Origin of the sequence: Pseudoalteromonas sp. T1lg122, assembly GCF_002964825.1 — a bacterium.
Taxonomy (GTDB): Bacteria; Pseudomonadota; Gammaproteobacteria; order Enterobacterales; family Alteromonadaceae; genus Pseudoalteromonas; species Pseudoalteromonas gelatinilytica.
In genome coordinates, this window is record NZ_PQCG01000001.1 from 450,916 (window position 1) to 475,120 (window position 24,205).

Sequence of the window (24,205 nt, forward strand, 5' to 3'; positions counted from 1 at the left end):
TTCCTTTATAGTTCTGTTGAAAATTTATAGCCAAGAGAGGCGCTAAAGTGAGTCGTGTCATCGATATCGTCTTGTGCGTAATAACGTTGACCGCCCTGAAGTTTTAGAATTAAGTTTTTGTTTGGAAGGTAATTTAAACCAAAGTTAAGCTCACGAATGTCGTAACGATGGATAGCCGCACCACTGGCCACTTCAAGCATTGGGTTGGCATAATCAAACGAGGTAAATACATACAGCGGCGAAGATAAATCAAACAGCCCCTGCATATTATAAGCGGCTTCTACAAATGCAGATTCAGCTTTACTACCAAGCTGTGCAAAGCTTCCCGGACGAAGACCCGGCGTAGTTTTATTAGCAGCAGTGATAGCAACTGAGTCTTCTAACTCGCCATATAAGTACTGACCACGGAACACAAGATCATCTAACGTCCATGCACCATGTAACCCGAGAATAGACACGTTTCCATCCACATCAAGTTTGCCCTGATTGCGACGGTTATCAGATGTATTTGCCGTATAGTAACTAACACCAAACCCTTTACCGGCTTTAACATTGCCATAATCAAGGCGTAATGTGAGCGCTAAATCATCTGCGGTATTTTCTTCAAAGCGTTGCTGTGCACCACCCGCGACCCAATTAGTCGAACGGAAGTATTCAGAGTTAAGACCCGTCGTCACCAATGTTTGCAGTGTAAAGTCAGACCAACGAGAAATTAAGTTAACCCCAGTTTCATGCCAAACTTGCGGGATCATAGTTGCCTCACCCCAATGGCGAGTCGTGGTAAAGTATTGATCTGGCTTATTTAAGTCTGTGCCTAAGCCTACCGGAACATATATATGACCAAACTTGACTGTAAAGTTAGGGTTATATTCATATTCTAGCTGTAGCTTTTCGACAATAACTTCACCACCCGCTTCAACTTCTGATTCAAATTCGCCAAATTCTTCAAAGCCGTCGTATTCAAGCGTGGTACCTGTACCACCATGTTCATACTCAAGTTCAAATTCGACTTTCCATTTATCATCAATTTCATATTCGAACTCAGTAACAACACGCTCTAAATCTGTTATGGCGCGGCGCTCTGGAGAAGTATCTTGAACGTTGGCAAACACTTCGTCACTTTTATAAAGCAAAGTACCGTAGCTTTTAAAAGTAAGTTTTGACTCTTTTTTGCTTGCGACTGTAGCAACGGGTGCTGCCTGCTCAGTAACAACTGGGGCTTTTTGTTGCACTGCAACTTGCTGGGTGTTTTTTGCTTCTAATTGACTTTTTAAGTAATCAATCGCTTTTTGTTGTTCAAGGAGTTGTTGTTGAAGTTTTTCGAGTTGAGCTTGCATGTCATCATTTGCAACACTGTATAGTGGAGTCAAAGCCAATGACACAGCGAGAGAGAGTACTGCTTTCTTCATTGTAAAACGCACCTAAAAATAAAAGCAGAATGATAATAGTTGCTTTTTACATTGTAAATATTGTTAACCATATTTTTTGAGAAAAAAGGTAATTTAGATTAAATAAGCCTTATTTACTAAGACGATTGCACTAAAAATTAGGGCGAAGTGATAATTTGGTGTGTAATAAGGTAGTATTGTACGATAATTCTGAATTATTTGTTAACAAGCAAACCCTATGGTGGGCTTGCTTGTTAACGAACGGATTTGCATGAAAAGTTTATTTATTACTAAGCCAAACTGCTTGGTAAGGAGCCAAAGACAAGGTTTGAGTATGTTCTGCAATCACTTCTGCGGTGATCAGATCTTTCCACTGCTCTGTTTCTATTAAGTTCAAATCAGCAAGGGTGAGTGTTTGTACCTCATCACTAATGTTATAAACACAAAACATGCTCTGTGAACGGTTAATACTTTGTCGCCAAAAACCAAATAACCCCTCGCTTAAATGCAACGTATATTGGGTTGCATTAGGATGAAATGCACTTTGTGCCTTACGAATAGCCATTAGGTTTTTCATCGCTTTAAACACAGTACGATGATGAGCATTTTCGTTACTCAGCTTTGCCAGTAAATCAGATTCCTGCCAGCGGTGACGGTTAATCGCTCGGTTATGTTGGCTATTTTCAAAGCGATCATAATCGTTGGTGGTACCAAGTAGGCTATGAATATACAAACCAGGAATACCTTCAAGCGCAAACATAATGGCATGTGCACATAAAAAGCGAGCAACACCCCACTTATCAGGGCCTTGATGCGTTCCTTGCAGTGCATCAAATAAGGCAATGTTTAACTCATAAGGAGTATTGGTACCATCTGGCGCAGTACGTAATGAAACTTTACCACCATATTTTGCAGTTGTACTCACCATTTCCGCTATTTGCGCTTGATCGAGCAAGCCTTCAACGGGGCGCAAACCAATGCCATCATGAGAGGCGATAAAGTTAAAGTAAGCCGTACCTTGTTGGGCTGGCGGCATACTCATCATCCAATGTTTTAATGCGGTGCTGTCACCACTGAGCAAAGTGTGCAATAACAGCGGTGGTAGTGAGAAATTGTAAATACAGTGCGCTTCGTTGGCATTACCAAAGTACGACAGGTTTTCGCGGTTAGGAATGTTAGTTTCAGTGATAATAATCACATTAGGTTCAACATGCTCTATAAGGGTACGAAGTAACCTGATCACCTCATGAGTTTCAGGTAAGTTGATGCAGCGGGTATTAAGCTTTTTCCATAAAAATGCCACTGCATCAAGACGAAAAATACGTACACCATTATCTAAGTAATGGCGAATTATCCCCACAAATTCATTAAGCACATCTGGGTTGGCAAAATCAAAATCGACTTGGTCATGACTAAAGGTACACCACACATGTTGCAAACCATCTTTTGTTTCAACCGCTTGTAAAAGCGGTGATGTACGCGGGCGAACAACTTGCACAAGGTCGTCACTTGGGCTCGCGGTTTTAAAGTATCCTTTCCCCGGCTCTTTACCTTGAATAAAGTTTTCGAACCAGACGCTGCGGCTTGAACAATGGTTAATCACTAAATCGGCCATCAACCTGACATCGGCTGAAATATCGCGAATATGCTGCCAATTGCCAAGTGCTTCATTCACTTGCACATAGTTCATCACCGCAAAACCTTCGTCAGAACTATATGGGTAAAACGGCAAAATATGCAGGGCATTGAGTTCAGGCAAACACTGGTTTTTAACAAAGCGATGCAAGGTATGCAAAGGCGGCTCTTCAGGCTTAGCAACCGCGTCATCCGTATTAGCATGACGAATGATAGAATCACCATAAGCGATTAAAATCATATCTTGCTCATCCCAACGGTTTTTATGTGGCGTCGGGTCACGAACAGGATCATCACCTTGCATCGTATTGATCAGCCTGTCGGCAAGTTGTTCAAGGGTTGTTGGTAGTTCAACCTCAGCATAAATACACGTTAAATGCTGTATAACCCGTTGTTGCAAAAGCTCTAAAGTCACGTGCCTTCCCCGTTAAATATAATCTTTGTTATCAAGCTCTACGGCTTCTTCTAAGCGAGCAAATACATCTGGCATTGCCGAAGCAACTCGGTTCCAACTCGGCACAAACGGTGCTTCCATTGGGTTTTCTAAAAAGTGCTGACCCGCATTCATGATATTCTGTGCAAACATTTCGACCGCTTTTTCTTCATGGTGAATATCAAGTGTTAAGCCATTCATCAGCGCATCATTGTGATAGGTTTCAATAAAATCGAGTGCGATACGGTAATAGGTTGCTTTTAACGACCGAATTGTTTCACTGGTAAAGGTAACCCCCTGCGTAGCCAGCTTCCTGAATAAAGCTTTGGTAATATCAATCGACATTTTTGACAAGCCTGCCGCTTGGTTTTCTAGCGATAGGTCTTGGTGTTTATGATCATAGTTATCAGCAATATCGACCTGACACAAACGGTTATGCGAGTAGTTACGATACATCTCTGATAACACGCCAATTTCGAGACCCCAGTCACTTGGAATACGAATATCGTTGAGTACATCACGGCGGAATGAAAACTCACCCGCTAATGGGTAGCGAAACGAATCCATGTATTCTAAATAATCGTTGCTGCCTAAAATTGTTTTAAATGAACGCAATAATGGGGTTACCAGCAAACGTGACACGCGACCATTAATTTTGCCCTCAGCGGTGCGCGGGTAAAACCCTTTACAAAATTCATAGTTAAAACGAGGGTGAGCAACGGGGTAAATTAAGCGTGCTAAAAGCGCTCTGTCGTAAGTCAAAATATCGCAGTCATGCAGCGCAATTGACTCAACTTTTGAGGTTGCCAACTTATAGCCCATGCAATACCAAACATTGCGACCTTTACCTAGCTCTCGTGGGGCAACGCCCAATTTTTGTAGTTCTTTATCAAGAGCCTGTAAACGCGGACCATCATTCCAAAGTACTTTATGAGGCTGATCAAGCTCCGCAAAAAACTGCAGGGCATGACGATATTGGCTTTCATCAGCGCGATCTAAACCAATGGTAATTTGCGATAAATAAGGTACATGTTTCAGTTCTGCAATTATATTTTGCAATGCGGGTCCTTCTAGCTCACTGTAAAGCGAAGGTAAAATTAGGCCCATTGGGCGTTGTTTTGAAAAGCCCAACAACTCTTTTTCTAATTCTTCTACTGGGCGGTCAGCAATATTGTGTAAGGTCGTGATAATGCCATTTTGATAAAAATCAGCCATGAGATTGCTCCTGTTTTGCTGCAAAACGCGCTTTGATGATAGTTAACGCAGAAACTTCTTGAACCCAACCTGCTGGGGCTGGTTTTTCGCTGAGCTGCCATGCTTTTTGTAATATTTGTGATTGCACTTGGCTGCCAGGATTATTGATTAAAATAGCGATGTCAGCCGCTTTTAGCATGGCGACATCGTTTTGACTGTCGCCAAGGGCAATCACAGTAAATGGATTGCGATAGGCTTTTTTGAACTGATTTAACAGCCACTTTTGTGCAAGTCCTTTATTGTTACCTTTGGTTAAATGGATAAAACGCCCGCCAACAAGCACTTCGTAGCCTGCTTGGCTCATTGCATCTATCAAACCTTGCTTTTCTTCCTCACTTCCCGAAAAACAAACCGGATCTGAGTACTGTCTTTGTAGAGCCAATTCACTTTTATCGACGGGGAGTCCTGTTAACTCGGCTATTTCTTGTGCACTAAATTGACTAAATAAGCGTACACAATGGCTAAATTGACTGGCATATTGTTTAAGATCTTCATGCAATTTATCGGTACTTTGCGTCATGGCAAAGCGCCAATAACCTTTATATTCATCACAGCCAATCGGCTTTACTTTAAAATAGTCTTTCGGGATATAAACAGCCGCACCATTTTCCACAATAAAAGGTTGGTGATGATCCAAACCTTTTTGAATATCAGTGACTTCAGCAAAGGTTTTGCTGGTATTAAAAATCACATTGACACCGGTATCATTCAACTTTGCCAAAAATGGTTTGATCACCTCACATTCGTAACTATCGTGATCGAGCAATGTGCCGTCTAAGTCAGTAAAAATAAGTGGCTGAGCAATCTGGTCAGCGAGAAGTTCCATCTTGGTGATATCACGCTCGGTATCAAGCAATAATAACGCATCCACGCTGTGCGCAAGCGTGGCTAAGTTTTCCCGCGTAATACGTTCAAAATGAGAGATAAAACGCTTTAAACTCACTTCGTCAAACGTGCCCTGCCCCTGACCTTTTTTGGCAATTAGTTTATGCTCTTGCTCTAAGCGCCACGCATACACATCTTCAAATGAAGGCGCTTTTAACATAATGGTGTAATCGGCCATTGCGAATACATGTTGATATTCATTTGCTAGGCAGCTATTTACGCAGCGGCGCCAAATGCCGTCGGCATCTTCTAGTTGTTCTAATTCATTTACCGGGGTTTGTAGTTGATAAGGCTGCTGGGGCGTACTGGCTACACACCAGCCTTCAAAAAACACGATATCAATCGGCTTTTGGTTACTAGGCCACTGGTCTTTTGGCACTGGATCATCCGTTAGCTTATCAAATTGAGGTAATGGCACGCCCACTTTACCAGCCAACAAAGCCGATAAGGTTTGTTCCATTAATTGCGTATCATGTGTGCCTGGTACACCACGACTCGCAAACAAAGGATGAACATCTTTAGCAAGCTCATTGCGCGCATCACGACTTAAATAAAAGTCATCGATTGATAATGACACGCTATTAAATTCGGTATTGCTATTTACCCAAGTCACTAAGAAATCAGCGAGGGTTGTTTTGCCTGAGCCTTGGCAGCCGTTAATAGCCACCAGCATTGTTTGGCCGGTCATTTTTGCGCTCAAGATATCGTGCGCGAGGGGTATAAAAAACTGCTCACTTAAGTATTGATACTTGAGTGGTAACTGATGCTTTGCTAAAAACGGGGTAATATCCACAACATTTGCCTCTTGCATAATCGCTCCTACCAGTATGACATAGAGATAAATGCAGTTAGTAGACCAGTTTTATAATTCCTTATTTTTTAAATGGTTACAAAAAAAGCGCATATTTAATGCGCTTTTTTGGTGCAATATTCAAGCAGTATTTAAGTTCTAATCAGCTTGTTGCACTGCTTTGGGGAGAACAGCATTTAAGATAATCCCCAAAATTGCGCATAAGCTCACACCTTGTAAACTAAACTCATCACCACCGATATGCATGCCACCAATACCAAACACTAAAATCAGTGCGACGATAGTCAGATTACGAGGCGCGGTAAGGTCTTCACCTGATTTTACTAAGGTATTTAAACCTACAACGGCGATAGAACCAAACAGCAAAATCATGATGCCGCCCATCACAGGAACCGGAATAGTTTGTAAACCCGCGCCCATTTTTGCCACAAACGCGAGCACAATTGCGATAATTGCCGTCCAAAGCATCACGCGAGGGTTGAAGTTACGCGTAAGCATTACCGCACCCGTTACTTCAGAGTACGTTGTATTAGGTGGACCACCAAAAACTGATGCCGCAGAGGTTGCTAAGCCATCACCAAATAAAGTGCGGTGTAAACCTGGTTTCTTTAAATAGTCTTTACCCGTGACTTGGCTAATAGCCATCATATCGCCAATATGTTCAATAGCGGGCGCAATGGCCACCGGCACCATAAACAAAATAGCTTGCCACTTAAACTCAGGGTAAGTAAATGCCGGCACAGCAAACCAGTTTGCTTCAGTAACCGCATTAAATTCAACAATTCCTAAAAAGAGCGAAGCTAGGTAACCTGCAACCACACCTGCAAGAATAGGAATAAGTTTAAATACACCTTTGCCCCATACCGCAAAAATCAGCGTAACCAATAATGATAAACCAGATACCCAAATTGCTTGCTCATAAGGAACTAATTGTGCACTGCCATCCCCTGCTTTACCCATTGCCATATTCACAGCGACGGGGGCTAAGGCTAAACCAATCACCATGATCACAGGGCCAACAACCACAGGTGGTAACACTTTATGCAGCGCATTCACGCCTTTAAATTTTACAATCAAGCTAAGCGCAAAATAGCAAAAGCCTGCCACCATTAAACCACCCATAGTTGCGGGAATGCCCCACATTTGTACCGAGGCGATAATAGGTGCAATGAAAGCAAAAGATGATGCTAAAAAGATGGGAACTTGGCCTTTGGTAACCACATGAAACAGTAAAGTTCCTAAACCTGCAGTAAATAAAGCCACATTAGGATCAAGGCCTGTAAGTAACGGCACAAGTACCAGTGCCCAAATGCGACAAACAGCATTTGCGCGCCAGTTAGAATGGTTTTTAACGAAAATGTTTGATGATTTTCCACGTGAGCGCCTTACACTGTGCCAAAAATCTTGTCACCGGCATCTCCTAAGCCTGGAATGATATATCCTTTTTCGTTTAAGTGACTGTCTAGAGATGCTGTGAAAATTTCAACATCTGGGTGCGCTGCAAGGGTTTTTTCTACGCCTTCTGGTGCTGCCACTAATACAATCACTTTAATATCTTTACAGCCTGCATTTTTCAGCATATCGATAGTTGCGATCATTGAACCACCGGTTGCCAGCATTGGATCAATAACAAGGCTTAAACGCTCATCAATTTTACCAACCAGCTTTTCAAAGTAAGGTACTGGCTCTAATGTTTCTTCGTTACGCTGAAGACCAACAACACTTACTTTTGCAGCAGGTAATAACTGCATAACACCATCCATCATACCAAGACCGGCACGAAGAATAGGCACAACAGTAATTTTTTTACCTTTGATATGCTCTACATCTAATGTTGAACCATCCCATCCAGTGATTTGTACGCTTTCTAATGGTAGGTTTTTTGTTGCTTCGTAAGTAAGCAAGGTACCTACTTCAGACGCCAGCTCACGGAAACTTTTTGTGCTAATACCTTGCGCGCGCATAAGGCCAAGTTTGTGTTGAACTAACGGATGAGTAATTACATGGATAGACATAAGTAGAACCTAAATGAAATAAATTACGCCTATTTTAGCGCAAAATAGTCTTCTCGACTGCAAAAAATGCATGTTCACCGCATTAATTCTTTGAATTGGTCTAATATTATACAGCACCTTGCAAATATTAATTTTTTTGCAACAACACGCACCGGCAATGTTTAACAATTCATTTATTTTTGGGCCTGCAGTAATGAAAACGCTTATCTTCACTTCGATACTCCTTCTGTGTATTTGCTTACCAGCCCACAGTGAAACACTCGATATTCAAGTTATGGCTGACTTTGTTCCGCAAGATGGCGGTAACCCTGAAAATGAGGCCACCACGTTTTTGCTGGCTGCCGCAGCTGAATTAGGCGATGAAATCAGCCTACATTTTATACCTGCAAGCCGCTTAAGAGAGTGGCAGCAACTAAGAAAAATGAACAATGTTTGTTTGTACAATAAATTAAAAACCCCAGAGCGTGAGGTTCATGCTGTGTTTAGTCAGTACCCTCTGATGGCATTTCCTTCAAATAAACTGGTGGTATTTAATAAGCCCACTATTCCAGACGCCATTACCCTACTACAAGCTATCTATTACTACGACTTAACAATAGGGGTCACCAAAGGCCGTTCTTACTCAGAAGAGATTGATAAGTTTGTCCGTTTAAATGATGAGCACTTTTTCATACTCGATGGGGCAACAAATGCACCAAGGCTTGGGCAAATGTTATTTCAAAATAAAATTGATGCCGTTTTAGAATACCAAACTGTATTTAGCAACCGTTATAAACGAGCTCCGGGAATGAGTAGTATTCGTTACCTCAGCCTTAAACCAGAAAAAGCCGCGGTGTTTGGTTATATTGCTTGCTCACCAACAGAGGTCGGCAAACAAGCAATCGCGCTGTTCGACAAAGCGCTTAAAACAGAAAAAGTACGCACTTTAATTAGTGAGCGTTTAATGACGCTATTTCATGAAGGTGAAAACACACAAATTGTAAATGCCTTCAATGCAGCGTTTGAGCACTAAGCCGATAAAATCTGCTCCATAACCCAACTTGTGTGTAATGCAGTTTCACCAGTTGATGGGTGGGGTTGCTGAGCATGAAAATAGTTCGCCATGTTTTCAACATGATATTGTTGAATATGTGCAGGGTTATCAATTACGAGCTGTTGTGCGCCCTGTGCATTGTTAAGCACAATCGGCTTTTCGTCAAAAACACTAAAGCTAAGCTCGCCTTCACTGCCATAAATAATCACATCATCAAAACGATTTGCTGAAGCAAAGTTCCAGCTCCCGGTGCCTGTAACACCCGATTGATGCTGCCAGTGAGCGGTAATAGCATCGAATGCTGAATATAAGCCTTGTTGATTAGCGCATAAACCATGCACCTTATTAAAATCACCTAAAAGGTAAGCAAGTAAATCAAGACCATGGCTGGCTAAATCGTCAAAGTACCCTCCTCGAGCCACGTTTTGATCTGTGCGCCAGTTGTATTCACCCGATAAATCTAGGGCGTTAGGTGCTTTACTTAAATGCCAACTTACATGACGAGGCTTACCAATGGCACCTTGCTCAAGTAATTGTTTAACGTGATTAAAGCGTGGTAATGAACGGCGATAATAAGCCACAAATAGCGGCTGTTTAGCCTCTTTAAACGCTGCGACAATATCAAGGCTATCTTGATAACTTGGCGCCAGTGGCTTTTCAATACAACACGGTTTACCTGCCGCAGCAACCTCAAGAGCATACGCTTTATGGCTATCTGGCGGCGTAGCAATATACACTGCATCAACACTGGTATCGTTAATGAGCTCGCTTGGCGATGCGAACACCTTTGCAATATTATGGCGTTTAGCGTAATCATGGGCTTTTTCTAAGTCGCGGCGTGTCACCCCAATAAGCGCAATACCTTCTGCTTGTTGATAAGCAGGGCCGCTTTTCACTTCGGTTACAGCACCACAGCCGATAATGGCAAATCGCATTGGCTTATTCATTGCTAATCCTTTATTTTTAAGTACGTTACAAATTGCTGCTGCATGTAGCCGTTTATTTTTGCATGTTCTGGGCTCCAACCTGCTAAAAAACGATAAAAATCGCTCCATGCGTAACACCAAAGCGCTCGCCAACTGCTAACAACATGCGCAGGGTTTACATTCGGTTGATAACGTTTTAGTGCCTGTGTAAGGGTGTCAAAATAGCGATTTAAATAGTCATCTGCAACTGATTTTAATGCCGTATCATCTAAGCAACTGCCTAAAAAATACATGACATCAATCACCCCAACACCCTTACCAACATATTGAAAATCATAGCCAAGAACATGCTGGTTTTGTGGCGTAATCGCAAAATTGGCAAGCTTAGCATCACCATGAATTAACGTTTGAAAAGGTGACTCACCCAGCGCTATATCAATAGCGTGCGCCTGCGCTTTTAAGCTTAAATCGCTCATACGCTGTAGCTCATCGGGCCGCGTTGCTAAATGCCAGTAACTACCTCGCGGCCAAAGGCCATCGGCAGAGCTTGCTAAATGAAAAGCATGAAAGTGTGCAAGCCAGTTTATAATTGCTTGAATGTCGCTGTGTGTAGCACTTGCTGGCTGGTAGCCAAGCGCACTGAAATCAATAAATACCAGCACTTGTTTACTGCCCTCTTGTATTGCCTCAATACAGTGGATAGCCGCAGCTTCATGGGGTAATTGCTCAGCGTAATGCCGATACCAATTAAATTCGACTAAGTAAGATTGGCGCTTTCTGGCAAGTGCAAAATCACTTTGTTTAATACGACTATGATTAATCTGGCTAGGCACTTCAATCGCTTTAATTACCCTCGCATCACCATTCATTTGGCAACGAATAATCTCACCGCATCCGCTCCACACTGATGCCGCTTGCTGTAGCTCTGTAATGTTTGAAAAGTGAGAAGTAACAAATTGCCTAAGATCCATAACGCTCTGTACTTTATATAAACTGATGGCAATGGTAGGTGAAATTAGCTATTGGCACAACGGCCTATAGGCAATAAAAAACCCGTGCTAAACACGGGTTTTCGAAGATAAAGTCCTAATACAGCTAAGGACTTGCATTGTTGAATTACTCGTTTACCACACTTTTAAGTGGGTTAACTGGCTTTGCATTGTCATCCAGTAAGTTCATATCAAAATCGAACTCATCAACACGAATCGCTTTTTCTCGTTTCTTGTTGTAATCAATCAGTTTTGCATACTCTTCTTCGTTGATAACACTTGCAACAAGTGCATTATCAAGTGTTTCTGCAAAACGAACGCCCGGCTTGATAGTCTTAGCACGCAGTGCTTTTTTAACTTTTGCAAGTAAATCAAGGCATGCCATTTTCGCTTTGTACGCTTGCTCATTGATGTAATGACCATCACCTTCAATTGGTTTAACCAAGTGAGTGATTTGCGCTTTAAATGCCGTATCCATTTGCGCTTGAGTCGCAAGTTCACGGATTAAATCATCACTGATCTTAGGCATTTTCATTGAGTAGTTCATCGTAATGAAACGCATAAATTTACGAGTACCACTTGCAGGGAAGTTATCTAAGAACTTATGCAATGCTTCTTCAGCGCTTTGTAGTGCAAAGCGAGTCGCATAGTGGAAGTAAGGCGCAGCTTGCTCACGTTCACTGCTTGCTACTTTTTGCTCGTAGTATTTAATTGATGCCATCGCCGCATACAAGAAGCTCATTACGTCGCCTAAACGTGCAGATAACATTTCTGCTTGCTTAAGTTTGCCGCCCAGTACCAATAACGAGAAGTCAGCGTAAACGGCAAGTTTTGCAGATAGTTTGTGCGCTGCTTTTTCGTAATCACGTACTTCTGGTAGTGACGATTTAGCACCCGCAGTAAACGGTAATACACCTAAACGGAAAGCTCGTAAGCTATTAGCTACGCTGTAACCCACTGTTTTACGTAAGATGCTGTTGAATTCTTTATCTGCATTTTTGTCTTCGCTGTGGATAGACTCAACCATAGTTTGTAGGTAAGGGTGACAACGCATTACACCTTGACCAAAAATCATAAGGTTACGAGTAAGAATGTTTGCACCTTCAACTGTGATTGCGATTGGTTGTGCAACATATCCACTTGCTAATGTATTTTGCGGACCATTTTGAATTGCTTTACCTGCTTGAATATCCATTGCTGAATCAAGCACGTTACGACCAATTTCTGTCATGTGGTATTTAGCAATCGCAGTAACTACAGATGGTTTTAAGCCCATGCCTAAACCTTCTGTTGTTAGAACACGCATTGCTTCTTGAAGGTAAGTTTTACCTGCGATATCAGCAAGCTTCTCTTGGATACCTTCGAATTGACCAATCGCCAGACCAAACTGCTCACGTACTGCTGCGTACTCTGAAGCACCTTTAAATGCTACTTGTGATGAACTAACACCAAGTGCCGGTAACGAAATACCACGGCCTGCACCTAAACAGCTAACCAGCATTTGCCAGCCACGGCCGATGTTCTTTTGACCACCAATGATGAAGTCCATTGGTACAAATACTTTTTCACCGCGAGTCGTACCGTTGTAAAAACGGATGCCCATAGGATCATGACGATTACCAAGTTCAACACCTGGGTGATCTTTAGGAATAAGCGCACAGGTAATACCTAGGTTTTCTTTGCCACCTAGTAAACCATTAGGGTCAACTACTTTAAATGCTAAACCTAATACTGTCGCAATTGGCGCAAGTGTGATGTAGCGTTTGTCCCAGGTAATTTCTAAACCTAACACTTCTTCGCCATTGAACTGACCACGTTTAACAACACCGATATCTGGAATACCACCCGCATCTGAACCCGCTTCTGGGCTAGTTAGTGCGAAACATGGAATATCACGACCATTTGCAAGACGTGGTAAGTAGTGATCTTGTTGCTCTTTAGTACCAAAGTGAAGTAATAGCTCACCTGGGCCTAATGAGTTAGGAACCATCACGGTTACCGCAACCGCAGAACTCTTAGTCGCGATAGTCGCAACAATTGTTGAGTTTGCATAAGGGCTGAATTCTAAACCGCCGAATGATTTAGGAATGATAAGCGAGAAAAAACGCTCTTTTTTCAAGAAATCAAGAATGTAGTCAGGAAGATGAACACCGTTTTGAATTTCAGAATCATCAATCATTGATAATAATTCTTTCACTGGGCCATCTAAGAATGCTTGCTCTTCAGCGCTCAGCTTAGCTGCTGGCACGTCACGAAGTGCATCGAAATCAGGTTTACCTTGGTAGATTGAACCTTCTAACCAAACATCACCCGCATCTAACGCTTCTTGTTCTGTAATTGAAATACTAGGTAATACTTTTTTTAATTTTGTACGTAAGCTCATAATAAACTCATCCGACCAGATAGTAATACCTACATTACGTCATAAAACGAGCAATAGATCAATTGGTCCAACCAGTTTTTTTAACATTTTTTTATATTTATTTTTTCTTTGCACGCTAAGCACTTGAATACAATGGGTTTACACGTGTACGCTCAAACGCCTTTTTTTATCCCGAAATGGTTAACAACTAAAGGCTGAAAACAAAAAGCCCAACTAAAAAGTTGGGCTTAGGTATAAATACTGAAGGAATGGCTTATAGCTCATCTTCGATAGGGAATAACGAAATAAACCACACTTGAAAGCGTCGCCACGAAGACGTTTGTGGTTCTTCATCAAACTGCTCATTACTCACTGTGTCGAGCCAAACTAAGTCATTATCTTTGAGCTCAACTTTCCAGGCATATTCAGGCACTTGCGTATCAACCCAATGGGCCAAAAAGCGGCTAAGCTTTTCGCTTTCGATTAATACGCCCATCTCGGTATTTAAATCAAGCGAGCGAGGGTCGAGGTTCATGGTGCCCACAAAAATCTTTTCATCATCAAAGGTCATGGTTTTTGCGTGTAAACTTGCTTGTGATGACCCAGTTACTTTACGCCCCGCTTTGCGCTTAATGGCCATTAAGTCACTGGGTTTTAACTCCCACAGCTTAACCCCACCTTTTACGAGATCTTCTCGGTACTTTTTATAACCAGCATGCACCGCGGATACATCAGTAGCTGCTAAAGAATTAGTCAGTACAGTGACATCAACGCCCTGCTTTGCCCAATTGGTTAGTAATTTAACGCCCTGCTCACGAGGAATAAAGTAAGGCGACACAATAATTGCTTTTAGTTTCGGCTCACCCATTTCTTTAAATAACATTGGCGACATATTGGCCGATTTTTCACTGACGTCGTTCATTACCTTATCGGGATGATCATAAAACAACACAGACTTTTGCCAATCGAATTCTATTTCATCGTGCAATAAGCGTTTTACAAAGGCGCTTTCGCGTAACTGCTCAACGTAATTACTCTGCTGATTCTGCTCAACATAGGTCGATAAGGATTTAGTGATATCAATAAGTGATTGCTCATCACGTTCACCGTGCAAATCTTCAACAGGGTAAGACAGCTGATGATTCCAATATAAATCAAATGCTTTTGATGCCTCTGGCACAATTTCGCCAACACTCATAACATCTAAATCAATAAATTCAGAATGATCTTCAGCCGAGAAATACGCATTACCTATGTTGCGCCCACCGGTGATAAAAATCCGATTATCAACGATAAAGCTCTTGTTATGCATGCGTCTAGAAAGCTGGCTAAAGTTGGTAACAAAACCAAGCGCTCTAAAACGACGGTTAGGAAATGGATTAAATAATCGAACTTCAATATTAGGGTGAACAGCCAGTGCAGCTAAATCAAGCTCACTGTCGGCTTGCGATAAGTCATCAAGCAACAAGCGAACTCTTACTCCCCTATCTGCGGCTTTTAATAAAAAGGCCGTAAATAAAATGGTGGTTTGCTGTCTGTGGTATAAATAGTACTGCACATCAATGGTGTGCTCTGCAGAATCAATGAGTGCCAACCTAGCTACAAAGGCATCGACCCCATCTGCTAAAGGATAAAACCCTGATAACCCAGGATGATTATTACCCACTGCATCTCCTATGGTACTGGGTGTATCCGCTGCAATGGCATAGCTTGGTTGAATGGACTCTCGTGAAGGTAACTGCGCACAGCCCGCGGTGATTAAAATGAGTACTGCACAAAAAAGTGATTTTGAAGAGTCTATTATCATGGCTTCCTACCAATGACCGTGTGATACACGTATCTGCTTTGTTATAACCCTAATAAATGAAGGGGTTAAAAGCAAATAAAAACTCGTAAGTATGGGGATAAATTAGAAGAATTAAACGAAGGAAAAATTGTTAAGCACGCATGCTTAAGAGCAAGTAATTAAGCTACTTGCTCAGTCATATCTGCAATTTCGATCAGTTTGCGATTAAGTATTTTTTTACAACAACCACAACACTTGCCGCACTGGCTACCCACTTGCAGCTCTTTAGATAAATCGCGCATCGTCATAGCGCCATCATCAATTGTTTGTTCGATTTTTTTATCAGTCACACCATGACATAAACAGATATACATGAATGCAAACCACTCTCATTTCTCTTGATGGTCAGCATATTAATCTAAACGGTAATAGTTCGCAATAGTGTTATAGGCAATATTTGCATAACTTTTATACCGAAATTTCCTAAATGGCACACAACTAAAAATTTTCCCTTACGATTTGGGCAGTTAGTTAAAGGCGGCTAAAGAAAAAATTTTAAACTTTTTTGAGGGGGTTAGTTTTGTAGTTGAAAGAAAAAGAGGGGATCGCTTAAATACAGAGCATTAGGTATGTAAAAAAAGAGAAGCCAACGCTTCAGAAACTCGTAATCGTTAGGAACATATCTGGTTTTTCTCAATAAGCAAAAGGCAAAAAGAATGACCTGATCCTATAGTCTTTTCACGGACTTTAGCCTCCCTATGAGATTAATATCTGGCAACTGTTTGACCATACAGCCAACGCTTGGTTTGTATAAAAAGCTATGTGATCAAGTGAGTAAAATTGGGCTGGTAGCTAATTCTTTTGATGGGATGAATCGTTTTTATAACTTCATTTGCCATTCAGAAATCGTTGAGCTTATAAACCTTTTATTTCAACCAGCTCCACCAACGAGCTAAAAAGCACTCAAACAACTAATTCTGTATCGACTCATTTATTGCAAATAGCCGCCACATGAATACACCTCATTAAGGGCAAATAAAACAAGTACCGTGTTCATGTAAATTCAGTAAACGGTGTTACTTTAAAACAGCAGTGCTAGCTATTTGAGCCAGCGCCACTAGATGGTGGCACTGACACAGATTGCACGGCCTGCTGTTAGCAAGTGCGCAGCTCTACTGGGGTTAACTGCGCACGTAAATTTCAACAAGGCACATTACTCATTACTTCACTATAACTACTATTTGCTTAAGATATCTAATTAAAACAAAGACTCAAATCTTCATGATTCAACTGTCCCAACTCTTGATAATTTGTAATGCAATATTCAGTAGAATAATTGTTTTTTAAACTTTTTGGAGCCGAGACGATCCACCAAGAAGTATCATCTGCATAGGCTATATTAATTTTAAAAATACTAAATTTAATACCAAACTCTTCAGAACCACTTGACTTACCTAATATCACATCATCCGTCTCAATTTTAGCAACGCTATTCCCTGAATTAATAAATAGCCAATCGAATGCAGTCCTTTTAGAGTTACCTTCATGCTCAAGAAACTTGAAAGCACCATATTTCAGAGTATTATCTGCTGGGTCTACAGCCCTAACAAAAATAAACACTCCGCTGTCTACCTGTTCACTTTCTATATTTTCACTACATGCTGTTAACGTTGCAAATAATATAAATAAAATAAATTGTCGCATTAGTAATTTTTCCATAAAAAAGTTGATGGTGCAGAGCACTTTCCATTACTACAGTGTCGTAACTGATAATCTGTTCGAATTAACTTAGCCTTTTCATAATTAGGAAACACCTCATAATTTAACTTATCACTATAAATACCAATCAACTTCATATCTTTCGGGTTAGAGTTATTAATGGAAAATAAGTGCGTCTTTTCGTATTTTTCATAGTAAGGAACACGGAAATGATGAAACGCTCTGTATTGCACTCCTGTTGGCATTGAAACTCCTGAAGTAAGATCAGGCGTTTTGGGAAATTTTCCAGCAAAGCCTAACGAGGCAGAAAAAACATCATCAACTAGCGTATCTTTCCATTGCCCAAATGATTCATACAATATTACTGGGGTTCCATCAGGGTTATGTTTAATAAACTCATACTGGACATTTTTCTCAAAGGTATTCCTAACATTACTTGATTCAAAAAATTGCTGATTTAAAGAACTTCCCTTACCCGTAATATCTTTTTCATCAGTAATGTAACGATTCAAATTAGTGTTTTCAATGTTGTCTTTTACTAAAGTCCGTTGATTCATTAAGTCCATTGTATCACCACCTTTCGTATGAGCGAACACCCCAGTAATTTTTGCACCATTGCCTAATTTACTAGCAGCGTAATTTGCAACATTTCCAGCAAAGTTACTATGGCGGCTATTCATAGAAGTTTTTCCTAAAGATTCCCCTGTATCAGAATCTTTTACCTCAACTTCTACACAAGACTTAATCCGAGTTCCCGTTTCAGCCTCACAGTATCCTGTCGGGTCAGTTCCTGCTAATGGATTATTTCTTATATAGCTATAAGGGTTAATGCCTTGTGAGTCCTCAAAATTCATCAATAGTGGATCCACACTCATAAATCGACCAAGGTTATAATCGTACACCCGACCGTTCATATGAATTTGTGGGAAAGATGAACCCTTAAACTATCAAATTGGCCTCCAAGATAAGAGTTACCTCAAGAAGAACGACTGTCATAAATTGAGTTAAATGACCAATCCACAACTCCTTCTATTTCCTTTGCAAGGTATAAAGGATTGATTGAAGATAAGGCATCAGCTTGTTCTGTCATTATATTTTGGATCAACTCTTTTTTCTGAGTATCTAGACATTCCCACCAGTTGGGTGAAAAAGCATGATTTTCACAGTTCAACACAACCAAATTGAATAAAGCGCTTCCAAGATCCCTTCCTTGTTTCATTAACTCCGCAATAGAACTTATATAAAAGCTTGCTACATGTTCACAGCTTTTGTGCCAAGCAAATAAGACACTCCAGCCCGTCTCCATAGGTGCAAAGCTAAATGTGATCAAACTTAAATCAGCTTCTCTATTTGAAAATGTTTGAAGTGGCCTGCCTTGAAAGTCGTAATCAGGATAGATTAAACCAGAAAAACTAACATTAGGTTTGTCTGTACAACAAAAAGCCACCCATTCTATATCTTCATATCTATCGGATTTGAGAGACTTATCATAGTTTTCCTTGATCCTGAGCAGCTGTTTTAAGCCATATGCCATTCCTGCTTTATTTTCTTCAGCAAATTTGTACTCCACAGAATTTTCAGGGGAAAGACGCATTTGAAGTTCTAAAGTTTCAATGGCCTTTTGCTTTGTTGAAATCTCTTTGCATATTGCTCTGTATGCATAAAGTATTGCTTGCTTATTACTTGGAATTAACAGCTTATTGTCAATCTCTTCAAAAAGAGTATTATCGTGGCTTTTACAAAAACCAAAAAAAGTTGATGCCTTGTTTATCCCTGTTAGTTTGTAAGATACTTTCCCTGATTTGCTAATATTTTCCATGTCCACCTGGTATACGTGACCATCTCTAGCTATTGGTTGAAGGCATTGACTCCTCTGTATTGAATGCGCACTGATATATTGATCACACGAATCACCAGCCTCAAAATGTAAACAAGTTCGTTTCTTTGAAATAGATTTGCTCTTCTGGTGAAAAGCTTTCTTATCAATGGATATTCCTCCCGACATTTCGACCATTTTTACTTCAGCCAAACTTTCATCATAACTTTCAAACCGCCAAGCAATCCCATCTCTTTCTGCATCTTCAAACAGTTTGCTCAATACATCATCAGTAAGGCTCTCATCTTTAGATACAAATGCTGTTCTTTCAACCTTTTTAACTTCCCAACCAAATTTCTTAATATAATATGTAGCCTTTCGACATGCATCATCCTGGTTTAATGAGTTGACTAAGAAGTATGCTGTTGCAAATTTAATTCTAAGCTTCTCCTCAGTTGCCTGTGTAGGAGTAATACTTATATGTATAAAATAAAGGTGAGGAATAATCACAGGCTTTCCATAGAGTTGTAATTTTATTTCATCACGTTAAGCCAGTTTCACTTGTTAGTAAAGGCTGACTATTGAGTTTACTTCCTATTTTAATACCTAGACAAAGCCAGGTGTCATTACTCATAGTGCCCACTAATACCAAGTGCCTGCTCTAGCTGCAAATCAGTAATTCCATAATTCTCAAAAGCCTGTGCACATAGGCGCGGCTTATTCATCGCTGATGGGTGACAATTCTTATATTCTTGCTTTAAAAACGTGTCTACAACTTTTGTGTACACTTGGGTCGTGGAGATATCTTCATGTCCTAAGTAGACCTGAATGACTCTAATATCAGCATGATTTTCTAGCATATGAGTTGCAGCAGAATGACGGAAAACATTACACGCTGCATTAACATCAAAACCCGCACGCCTTAGGTACTTTTTGCTCAGTTCAGACATTCGGCATGGCTGAAATCGATGTCCACGATTATTTAAGAATAGAGCATTCCCACTATCAGGTTTCACTAATCCTGGTCTCACTAAAGTTAGATATAGAGACAACCAAATCCAGTTCTCAGTGGACATTGGCGTATAGCGTGTTTTCTCACCTTTTCCCTTTCGAACCAATAATTGGCTACCTTGCCAATCTATATCGTGAATTGTGAGGTTCACTAATTCATTGCGCCTAATAGCTGTACCATAAAATATCTCTAAGATTGCACGATCTCTTATCCCCATCTTTCCGAAATGTGACGTTTCTTCCAAAACTAGCTGAATTTCTTCTGAGCTTAAAAAGCAGGTAGGCAGTTTTTTGGGCGCTTTAGGTGATTTAACTGACTCAAATGGATTATGTTCGAACACATCTAATTCTGTCAGTCTTGCATAGCAAGTCCGAACAGCGGTAATCCGGTTTCGAATTGTTGCTTTGTCCAAGGGCAAATTTGAGATTGAACTGATGTACGTAGGCAACTCACGTTTATACTGCTCTAGAACATGCTTATCCACATCTAATGGGGATTGAATCCCCTTACGCCTTAAGAAATCGTAGTACAACATCATGCTAGATGATTTAGTTGTTACCGTAGATAAACACTGACCATCTCCGATGCATGTATCTAAGTAGAGGTTGTTGAAGCCGTCAAATGTGCTCACTTCATAACTCATTGTGTTGTACCTTTTCGAGCATACTCACAATCGCTTGATTTGGAGTGCAAAATAGGCATTCACAATGTGATTTACCATTACAATCCAGCACACCAAACTGCTGTGCGCCGAATGAAAGCAAGGTATCTAATGTATTTTTTCCTACCTGTTGATATGGAGGGATAGCTATCGTGTCATATTCACCAATAGCACAGCGCTTTAACGTCATAACTGCTGAAGGGCTAATATGAATTTGGTTATGACCAACACAATGCGATTCATTAAATACAATTGGTGATTGATACAACACCCAATACGCGAACGGTTTGCCCCGCTGAGCTCGTGCAATACGCTCTGCATAAATCGCAACTAACGCCTTTTTGATCACTATAGGAATAACCAAGCAGCCAGTAAACGTCTCATGACCTGTAAAATTCAATACACCTAACCGTTGCAATGATGCCCTTATTGCTTGTCCCTCTGCTGTTCTGCTTGACGGCAACAGCTTACCGTAAGAGCGATCTCCTAGCCCTACATGAAAATGATTTAATACTTCATCAGAAATGAAACCACTGTTACTTTTTTCATTTTTATCATCGCAATGCATCAAAACATCATGGTAGTGGTTAAACATGCTTGGTAGAACCTGCACACGCACAGTGCTATCTTGCGGGTGGCATGGCATAGTGCAATTACGTATTTCGTAGCGACCAATTCTGAACACTCTCATTATTTACACCCTCATCACATGCGCTTTGAACATCAAACATTTCATAATGTTCTCGCCTGTAACCTGATTTGAAAACGCCTCACTCCATTGTGCGGGTGGTTTTTCAGCGGTGAAAATAAAGCTTCCAGATTTTGCTCGTGAGCACACCAATTCGTTGAATAAGCTTATTTCCTTATCAATCATTTTTTCAGGTGAAACATCTTCTACCAATAAGACCCGCGCTTTATTCAAAGTTTGTAAATACGCTGCCATATTGCCTTCTGAGTTGGCGAGTCGTAATTCAATGATTAAATCAGCGAAATCAAAACTCATTAAGCTAAACTCTTGGGATAACACCTCATCACCCAAAGCACAGGCAACAAAAGACTTACCTCTTTTTGGCTCGCCATAAATAAACACATTAGAGTGACGTTTCACCCATACACTTGATGCCAACTGTTCTACGGCATGACGATGAAGACCAGCACAAAATTGATAGTTAATAGAGTTCACCGTCGCATTAACGTATTTCAATTTTGCCTTTTTCTTGAGCGTTCTATATTTGGCGTTCTGACGATGCAATAACTGAGCATCAACCATTCGCTCAATTGCTTTCAATTCACTTTTGGTAAATGCAGGCTCACATTCAAGCTCAAAACGCATTCCAGGTAATCTCAAAACTTTTAGTTTGTCTTCGAGTTGCATAGCGCCCCCTACATATCTTGTTCATTTTGCAGAATGTGAAAGTAACGCTCTATTTTTGGAGCATATTTCCCCCCAAGTCGCGTAACTTCCTTACATGCTTGAAGGAACAACTTCTTTTTATCTTTGGCATTATTAGGCACTAATCGTCGATACAATTTTTTAATGACGTTACAGTGTTTTGCCGCAGGGATTGAGTTTGGATTCGAGGTTGTGGCGTAGATTGACTGAACGATGATGACTAATGGCTTACCAATTTTAGATGCCCACTTAAGGTTATTTTCAAGATTTTGCTCTGCCATAAAGCGATGACTTGGTTCCATAAACTCTAATTTAAATGAAAAACCGCCCACTTCATTACTTCGGGAATACTCAGCCACCAACCTTCGTTCTTGATAAAATTTTACTTTTTTGTCGTACAATTCAAACCTTACCCAAGTACCTTTGAGGTCGTAAGGAACCATATAAAAGTGGTCATCGACTTTTAAGTAATAATCAGTAGGAACTTTACAACGCTTGCACTCTAATAAGCTATTAAAAGGCGGCACCTCTACTTTCATCAATACCTCTTTTTCATAATCAAGATACTTATCGTATGGAGAGCAATGTTCACCTTGGGTTTTGATTTTATTAAACTCTATCGCCATAACACCCAACCACTCATTCAAGTCATCATAAGAATCAAAGTAAAGCTCCTGGGCTTTTGGATAAATAAACGAATAGAAGTCTTTTATGCGTTTTTCTACGATAGCTTTGTCTTGTGGGCTATTACTTCTAGCAAAATGAATAGGCCATCCATAGTGATTTGAAAATGCCTGTAAGAGAGCAATTGGCTCTTTAGATTTGCCATGAACTTTAACTAATGCACAGTCATTATCAGCACCAATAAACTCCGTGAAACCGCCAAAAAACATAACCGCAGCGTTCAGTCCTCCCAACCAATCAGAAGTAGTCTGTCTTGGGGTAGCATAAGGGAAAATACATTTCGAAAAACCTAACGCCGACATGAACATTAAACTACTGAAGCTTTTAGTATTTAAATGCTTCCCCGCATAATCGATAAAAAGAAACTCGCCAGCACAATGAAACTGTTTCATAGTCACTTTTTGCTTATTAAGCACATGCTTTATTTGCTTGTAATAACTAGACCGAGAAGGCGTTGTAGGATCTTTTTGTACTCGTTGTTTGTATAAGTAATTGGCTGTGACATGCCTGGAACGAAGCAGTTGAGCCACGTCGTCATGGAGATCTAATATTTCAGTACGACTGAAATATTGATAAGCCTCAGGGTAAAACAACTGATGGACGCTTTTTGGGGTTAATAACTTTAACTCATCAAGTGATAGGTTTAACTGCGAAAACTTGTTTCGAATAGTCCCAATAGTTTGATGTGATGGCCCATCAATAATTGCCAATAACTGCTCTATTTTACGATTTGAAATTCGCTCACCTTTGACTTCATAAGTGTTGCTAATTTCCAGTATCTTTGAAATCATTCGCCCCGACACCATACACACCTCCTACCGCTCAATGGTTAAGCTCTAGTATCAACACAAGCACTTGTCAAAATGGAAAATTTTCAAAAAAAGTATGTAAATACAAACTGTTCGGAGGAGTTGCATAAATGAATGCACGTCATAAACTTTAAGATTTTTTTGAATTGAGATTTTAAAAATAAGAAAGTCAGGAAACCCAACTAGTTAAAATTCAGAAGGTTAAAAATATCAAAAAGTGTTTTTTTAAAATAAATGGAGGATTATTTTGGAATTGAGTACGGAGCGATATGCCGATAGCATTCACCCAATGTTAAACATAAATTTTTTTTGGAAGAAATACACCTAAAACAAGGCAAGTTATCGAGTTCTTCCTCAACCTGAATTGAACAAAAAACACACAATCGTAAACTTTTATGAACAACAAAATTGTAGCGTCCAAACCAAAAATGCGAATAGAATGGTCAAAAGTGGCAGACAGTTTAAGCGAAGATAAAAATTAAAGCTGGTCTAAATTAAAAAATTCATTGGTCAATATAAAAAGACTATACATTTGTAAAATCTCTGTATTTTCGACCATTAATTCAGAAAAAAATGACCACTTTGTTTTTTATT

Annotated in this window: 18 protein-coding genes and 1 pseudogene; 1 reads left to right on the plus strand and 18 read right to left on the minus strand. The window is 40.3% G+C overall.

Going from position 1 to position 24,205, the window contains the following annotated elements; genetic code table 11:
• Positions 1 to 5 precede the first annotated feature (5 nt).
• From C2M33_RS02160 to upp, 6 genes and pseudogenes are all read right to left on the minus strand, one after another.
• Positions 6 to 1,409: a hypothetical protein gene (locus C2M33_RS02160; protein ID WP_105173560.1), complete on the minus strand. Its 1,404-nt coding sequence runs from the start codon at positions 1,407 to 1,409 to the stop codon at positions 6 to 8.
• A gap of 259 nt (positions 1,410 to 1,668) precedes the next feature.
• Positions 1,669 to 3,438, minus strand: coding sequence for an alpha-amylase family glycosyl hydrolase (locus C2M33_RS02165; protein ID WP_105173561.1), 1,770 nt, complete (start codon positions 3,436 to 3,438; stop codon positions 1,669 to 1,671).
• 12 nt (positions 3,439 to 3,450) lie between these two features.
• Positions 3,451 to 4,671 carry a hypothetical protein gene (locus C2M33_RS02170; RefSeq protein ID WP_063707715.1) on the minus strand — a complete coding sequence of 407 codons (1,221 nt, stop codon included), beginning with the start codon at positions 4,669 to 4,671 and terminating at the stop codon, positions 3,451 to 3,453.
• Complete coding sequence (locus tag C2M33_RS02175; protein ID WP_105173562.1) at positions 4,664 to 6,406, minus strand: HAD-IIB family hydrolase; 1,743 nt, start codon at positions 6,404 to 6,406, stop codon at positions 4,664 to 4,666. The genes C2M33_RS02170 and C2M33_RS02175 overlap by 8 nt, the downstream gene beginning before the upstream one ends.
• A gap of 138 nt (positions 6,407 to 6,544) precedes the next feature.
• Positions 6,545 to 7,782, minus strand: a pseudogene (locus C2M33_RS02180) (uracil-xanthine permease family protein).
• 9 nt (positions 7,783 to 7,791) lie between these two features.
• Positions 7,792 to 8,421: a uracil phosphoribosyltransferase gene (gene upp, locus C2M33_RS02185; RefSeq protein ID WP_105173563.1), complete on the minus strand. Its 630-nt coding sequence runs from the start codon at positions 8,419 to 8,421 to the stop codon at positions 7,792 to 7,794.
• 193 nt (positions 8,422 to 8,614) lie between these two features.
• Here upp and C2M33_RS02190 point away from each other — a divergent pair, with 193 nt between their 5' ends.
• On the plus strand, positions 8,615 to 9,433 hold the full coding sequence (locus C2M33_RS02190; protein WP_138624916.1) for a hypothetical protein: 819 nt from the start codon (positions 8,615 to 8,617) through the stop codon (positions 9,431 to 9,433).
• Here the strand turns inward: C2M33_RS02190 and C2M33_RS02195 are convergent.
• From C2M33_RS02195 to C2M33_RS02250, 12 genes are all read right to left on the minus strand, one after another.
• Positions 9,430 to 10,401 carry a Gfo/Idh/MocA family protein gene (locus C2M33_RS02195; RefSeq protein WP_105173565.1) on the minus strand — a complete coding sequence of 324 codons (972 nt, stop codon included), beginning with the start codon at positions 10,399 to 10,401 and terminating at the stop codon, positions 9,430 to 9,432. The two genes, C2M33_RS02190 and C2M33_RS02195, sit on opposite strands and share 4 nt — an antisense overlap.
• 2 nt (positions 10,402 to 10,403) lie before the next feature.
• Complete coding sequence (locus C2M33_RS02200; RefSeq protein ID WP_105173566.1) at positions 10,404 to 11,351, minus strand: aminoglycoside phosphotransferase family protein; 948 nt, start codon at positions 11,349 to 11,351, stop codon at positions 10,404 to 10,406.
• Positions 11,352 to 11,496: 145 nt separating this feature from the next.
• A complete protein-coding gene (locus C2M33_RS02205; protein WP_105173567.1) occupies positions 11,497 to 13,752 on the minus strand; it encodes an acyl-CoA dehydrogenase in 2,256 nt (751 codons plus the stop codon).
• A gap of 253 nt (positions 13,753 to 14,005) precedes the next feature.
• Positions 14,006 to 15,538: a phospholipase D family protein gene (locus tag C2M33_RS02210; protein ID WP_105173568.1), complete on the minus strand. Its 1,533-nt coding sequence runs from the start codon at positions 15,536 to 15,538 to the stop codon at positions 14,006 to 14,008.
• A 158-nt stretch (positions 15,539 to 15,696) separates the two neighbouring features.
• Positions 15,697 to 15,891 (minus strand): (2Fe-2S)-binding protein, encoded by a 195-nt coding sequence (locus C2M33_RS02215; protein WP_105173569.1) that lies wholly within the window; start codon positions 15,889 to 15,891, stop codon positions 15,697 to 15,699.
• A gap of 880 nt (positions 15,892 to 16,771) precedes the next feature.
• Positions 16,772 to 17,221 carry a hypothetical protein gene (locus C2M33_RS02220; protein ID WP_158685547.1) on the minus strand — a complete coding sequence of 150 codons (450 nt, stop codon included), beginning with the start codon at positions 17,219 to 17,221 and terminating at the stop codon, positions 16,772 to 16,774.
• Complete coding sequence (locus C2M33_RS02225) at positions 17,221 to 18,111, minus strand: hypothetical protein (RefSeq protein WP_233999072.1); 891 nt, start codon at positions 18,109 to 18,111, stop codon at positions 17,221 to 17,223. The genes C2M33_RS02220 and C2M33_RS02225 overlap by 1 nt, the downstream gene beginning before the upstream one ends.
• Before the next feature lie 101 nt (positions 18,112 to 18,212).
• Positions 18,213 to 19,562: a hypothetical protein gene (locus C2M33_RS02230; protein ID WP_105173572.1), complete on the minus strand. Its 1,350-nt coding sequence runs from the start codon at positions 19,560 to 19,562 to the stop codon at positions 18,213 to 18,215.
• 116 nt (positions 19,563 to 19,678) lie between these two features.
• Positions 19,679 to 20,707 (minus strand): tyrosine-type recombinase/integrase, encoded by a 1,029-nt coding sequence (locus tag C2M33_RS02235; protein ID WP_105173573.1) that lies wholly within the window; start codon positions 20,705 to 20,707, stop codon positions 19,679 to 19,681.
• The gene (locus C2M33_RS02240; RefSeq protein WP_105173574.1) at positions 20,697 to 21,416 is read right to left on the minus strand and encodes a hypothetical protein; all 720 of its coding nucleotides are present in this window, start codon (positions 21,414 to 21,416) and stop codon (positions 20,697 to 20,699) included. Before C2M33_RS02240 ends, C2M33_RS02235 begins: the two co-directional genes overlap by 11 nt.
• 3 nt (positions 21,417 to 21,419) lie before the next feature.
• A complete protein-coding gene (locus C2M33_RS02245; protein WP_105173575.1) occupies positions 21,420 to 22,100 on the minus strand; it encodes an ATP-binding protein in 681 nt (226 codons plus the stop codon).
• A gap of 8 nt (positions 22,101 to 22,108) precedes the next feature.
• Complete coding sequence (locus C2M33_RS02250; RefSeq protein WP_158685549.1) at positions 22,109 to 23,593, minus strand: Mu transposase domain-containing protein; 1,485 nt, start codon at positions 23,591 to 23,593, stop codon at positions 22,109 to 22,111.
• Positions 23,594 to 24,205 lie beyond the last annotated feature (612 nt).

Coding starts and splice junctions, on each gene's coding strand:
- C2M33_RS02200 (WP_105173566.1), bottom strand. CDS start 11,351: ATGGATCTTAGGCAATTTGTTACTTCTCACTTTTCAAACATTACAGAG.
- C2M33_RS02240 (WP_105173574.1), bottom strand. CDS start 21,416: ATGAGAGTGTTCAGAATTGGTCGCTACGAAATACGTAATTGCACTATG.
- C2M33_RS02175 (WP_105173562.1), bottom strand. CDS start 6,406: ATGCAAGAGGCAAATGTTGTGGATATTACCCCGTTTTTAGCAAAGCAT.
- C2M33_RS02205 (WP_105173567.1), bottom strand. CDS start 13,752: ATGAGCTTACGTACAAAATTAAAAAAAGTATTACCTAGTATTTCAATT.
- C2M33_RS02235 (WP_105173573.1), bottom strand. CDS start 20,707: ATGAGTTATGAAGTGAGCACATTTGACGGCTTCAACAACCTCTACTTA.
- C2M33_RS02225 (WP_233999072.1), bottom strand. CDS start 18,111: ATGAGTGTGGATCCACTATTGATGAATTTTGAGGACTCACAAGGCATT.
- C2M33_RS02210 (WP_105173568.1), bottom strand. CDS start 15,538: ATGATAATAGACTCTTCAAAATCACTTTTTTGTGCAGTACTCATTTTA.
- C2M33_RS02170 (WP_063707715.1), bottom strand. CDS start 4,671: ATGGCTGATTTTTATCAAAATGGCATTATCACGACCTTACACAATATT.
- C2M33_RS02220 (WP_158685547.1), bottom strand. CDS start 17,221: ATGCGACAATTTATTTTATTTATATTATTTGCAACGTTAACAGCATGT.
- C2M33_RS02195 (WP_105173565.1), bottom strand. CDS start 10,401: ATGAATAAGCCAATGCGATTTGCCATTATCGGCTGTGGTGCTGTAACC.
- upp (WP_105173563.1), bottom strand. CDS start 8,421: ATGTCTATCCATGTAATTACTCATCCGTTAGTTCAACACAAACTTGGC.
- C2M33_RS02160 (WP_105173560.1), bottom strand. CDS start 1,409: ATGAAGAAAGCAGTACTCTCTCTCGCTGTGTCATTGGCTTTGACTCCA.
- C2M33_RS02190 (WP_138624916.1), top strand. CDS start 8,615: ATGAAAACGCTTATCTTCACTTCGATACTCCTTCTGTGTATTTGCTTA.
- C2M33_RS02215 (WP_105173569.1), bottom strand. CDS start 15,891: ATGTATATCTGTTTATGTCATGGTGTGACTGATAAAAAAATCGAACAA.
- C2M33_RS02245 (WP_105173575.1), bottom strand. CDS start 22,100: ATGCAACTCGAAGACAAACTAAAAGTTTTGAGATTACCTGGAATGCGT.
- C2M33_RS02250 (WP_158685549.1), bottom strand. CDS start 23,593: ATGATTTCAAAGATACTGGAAATTAGCAACACTTATGAAGTCAAAGGT.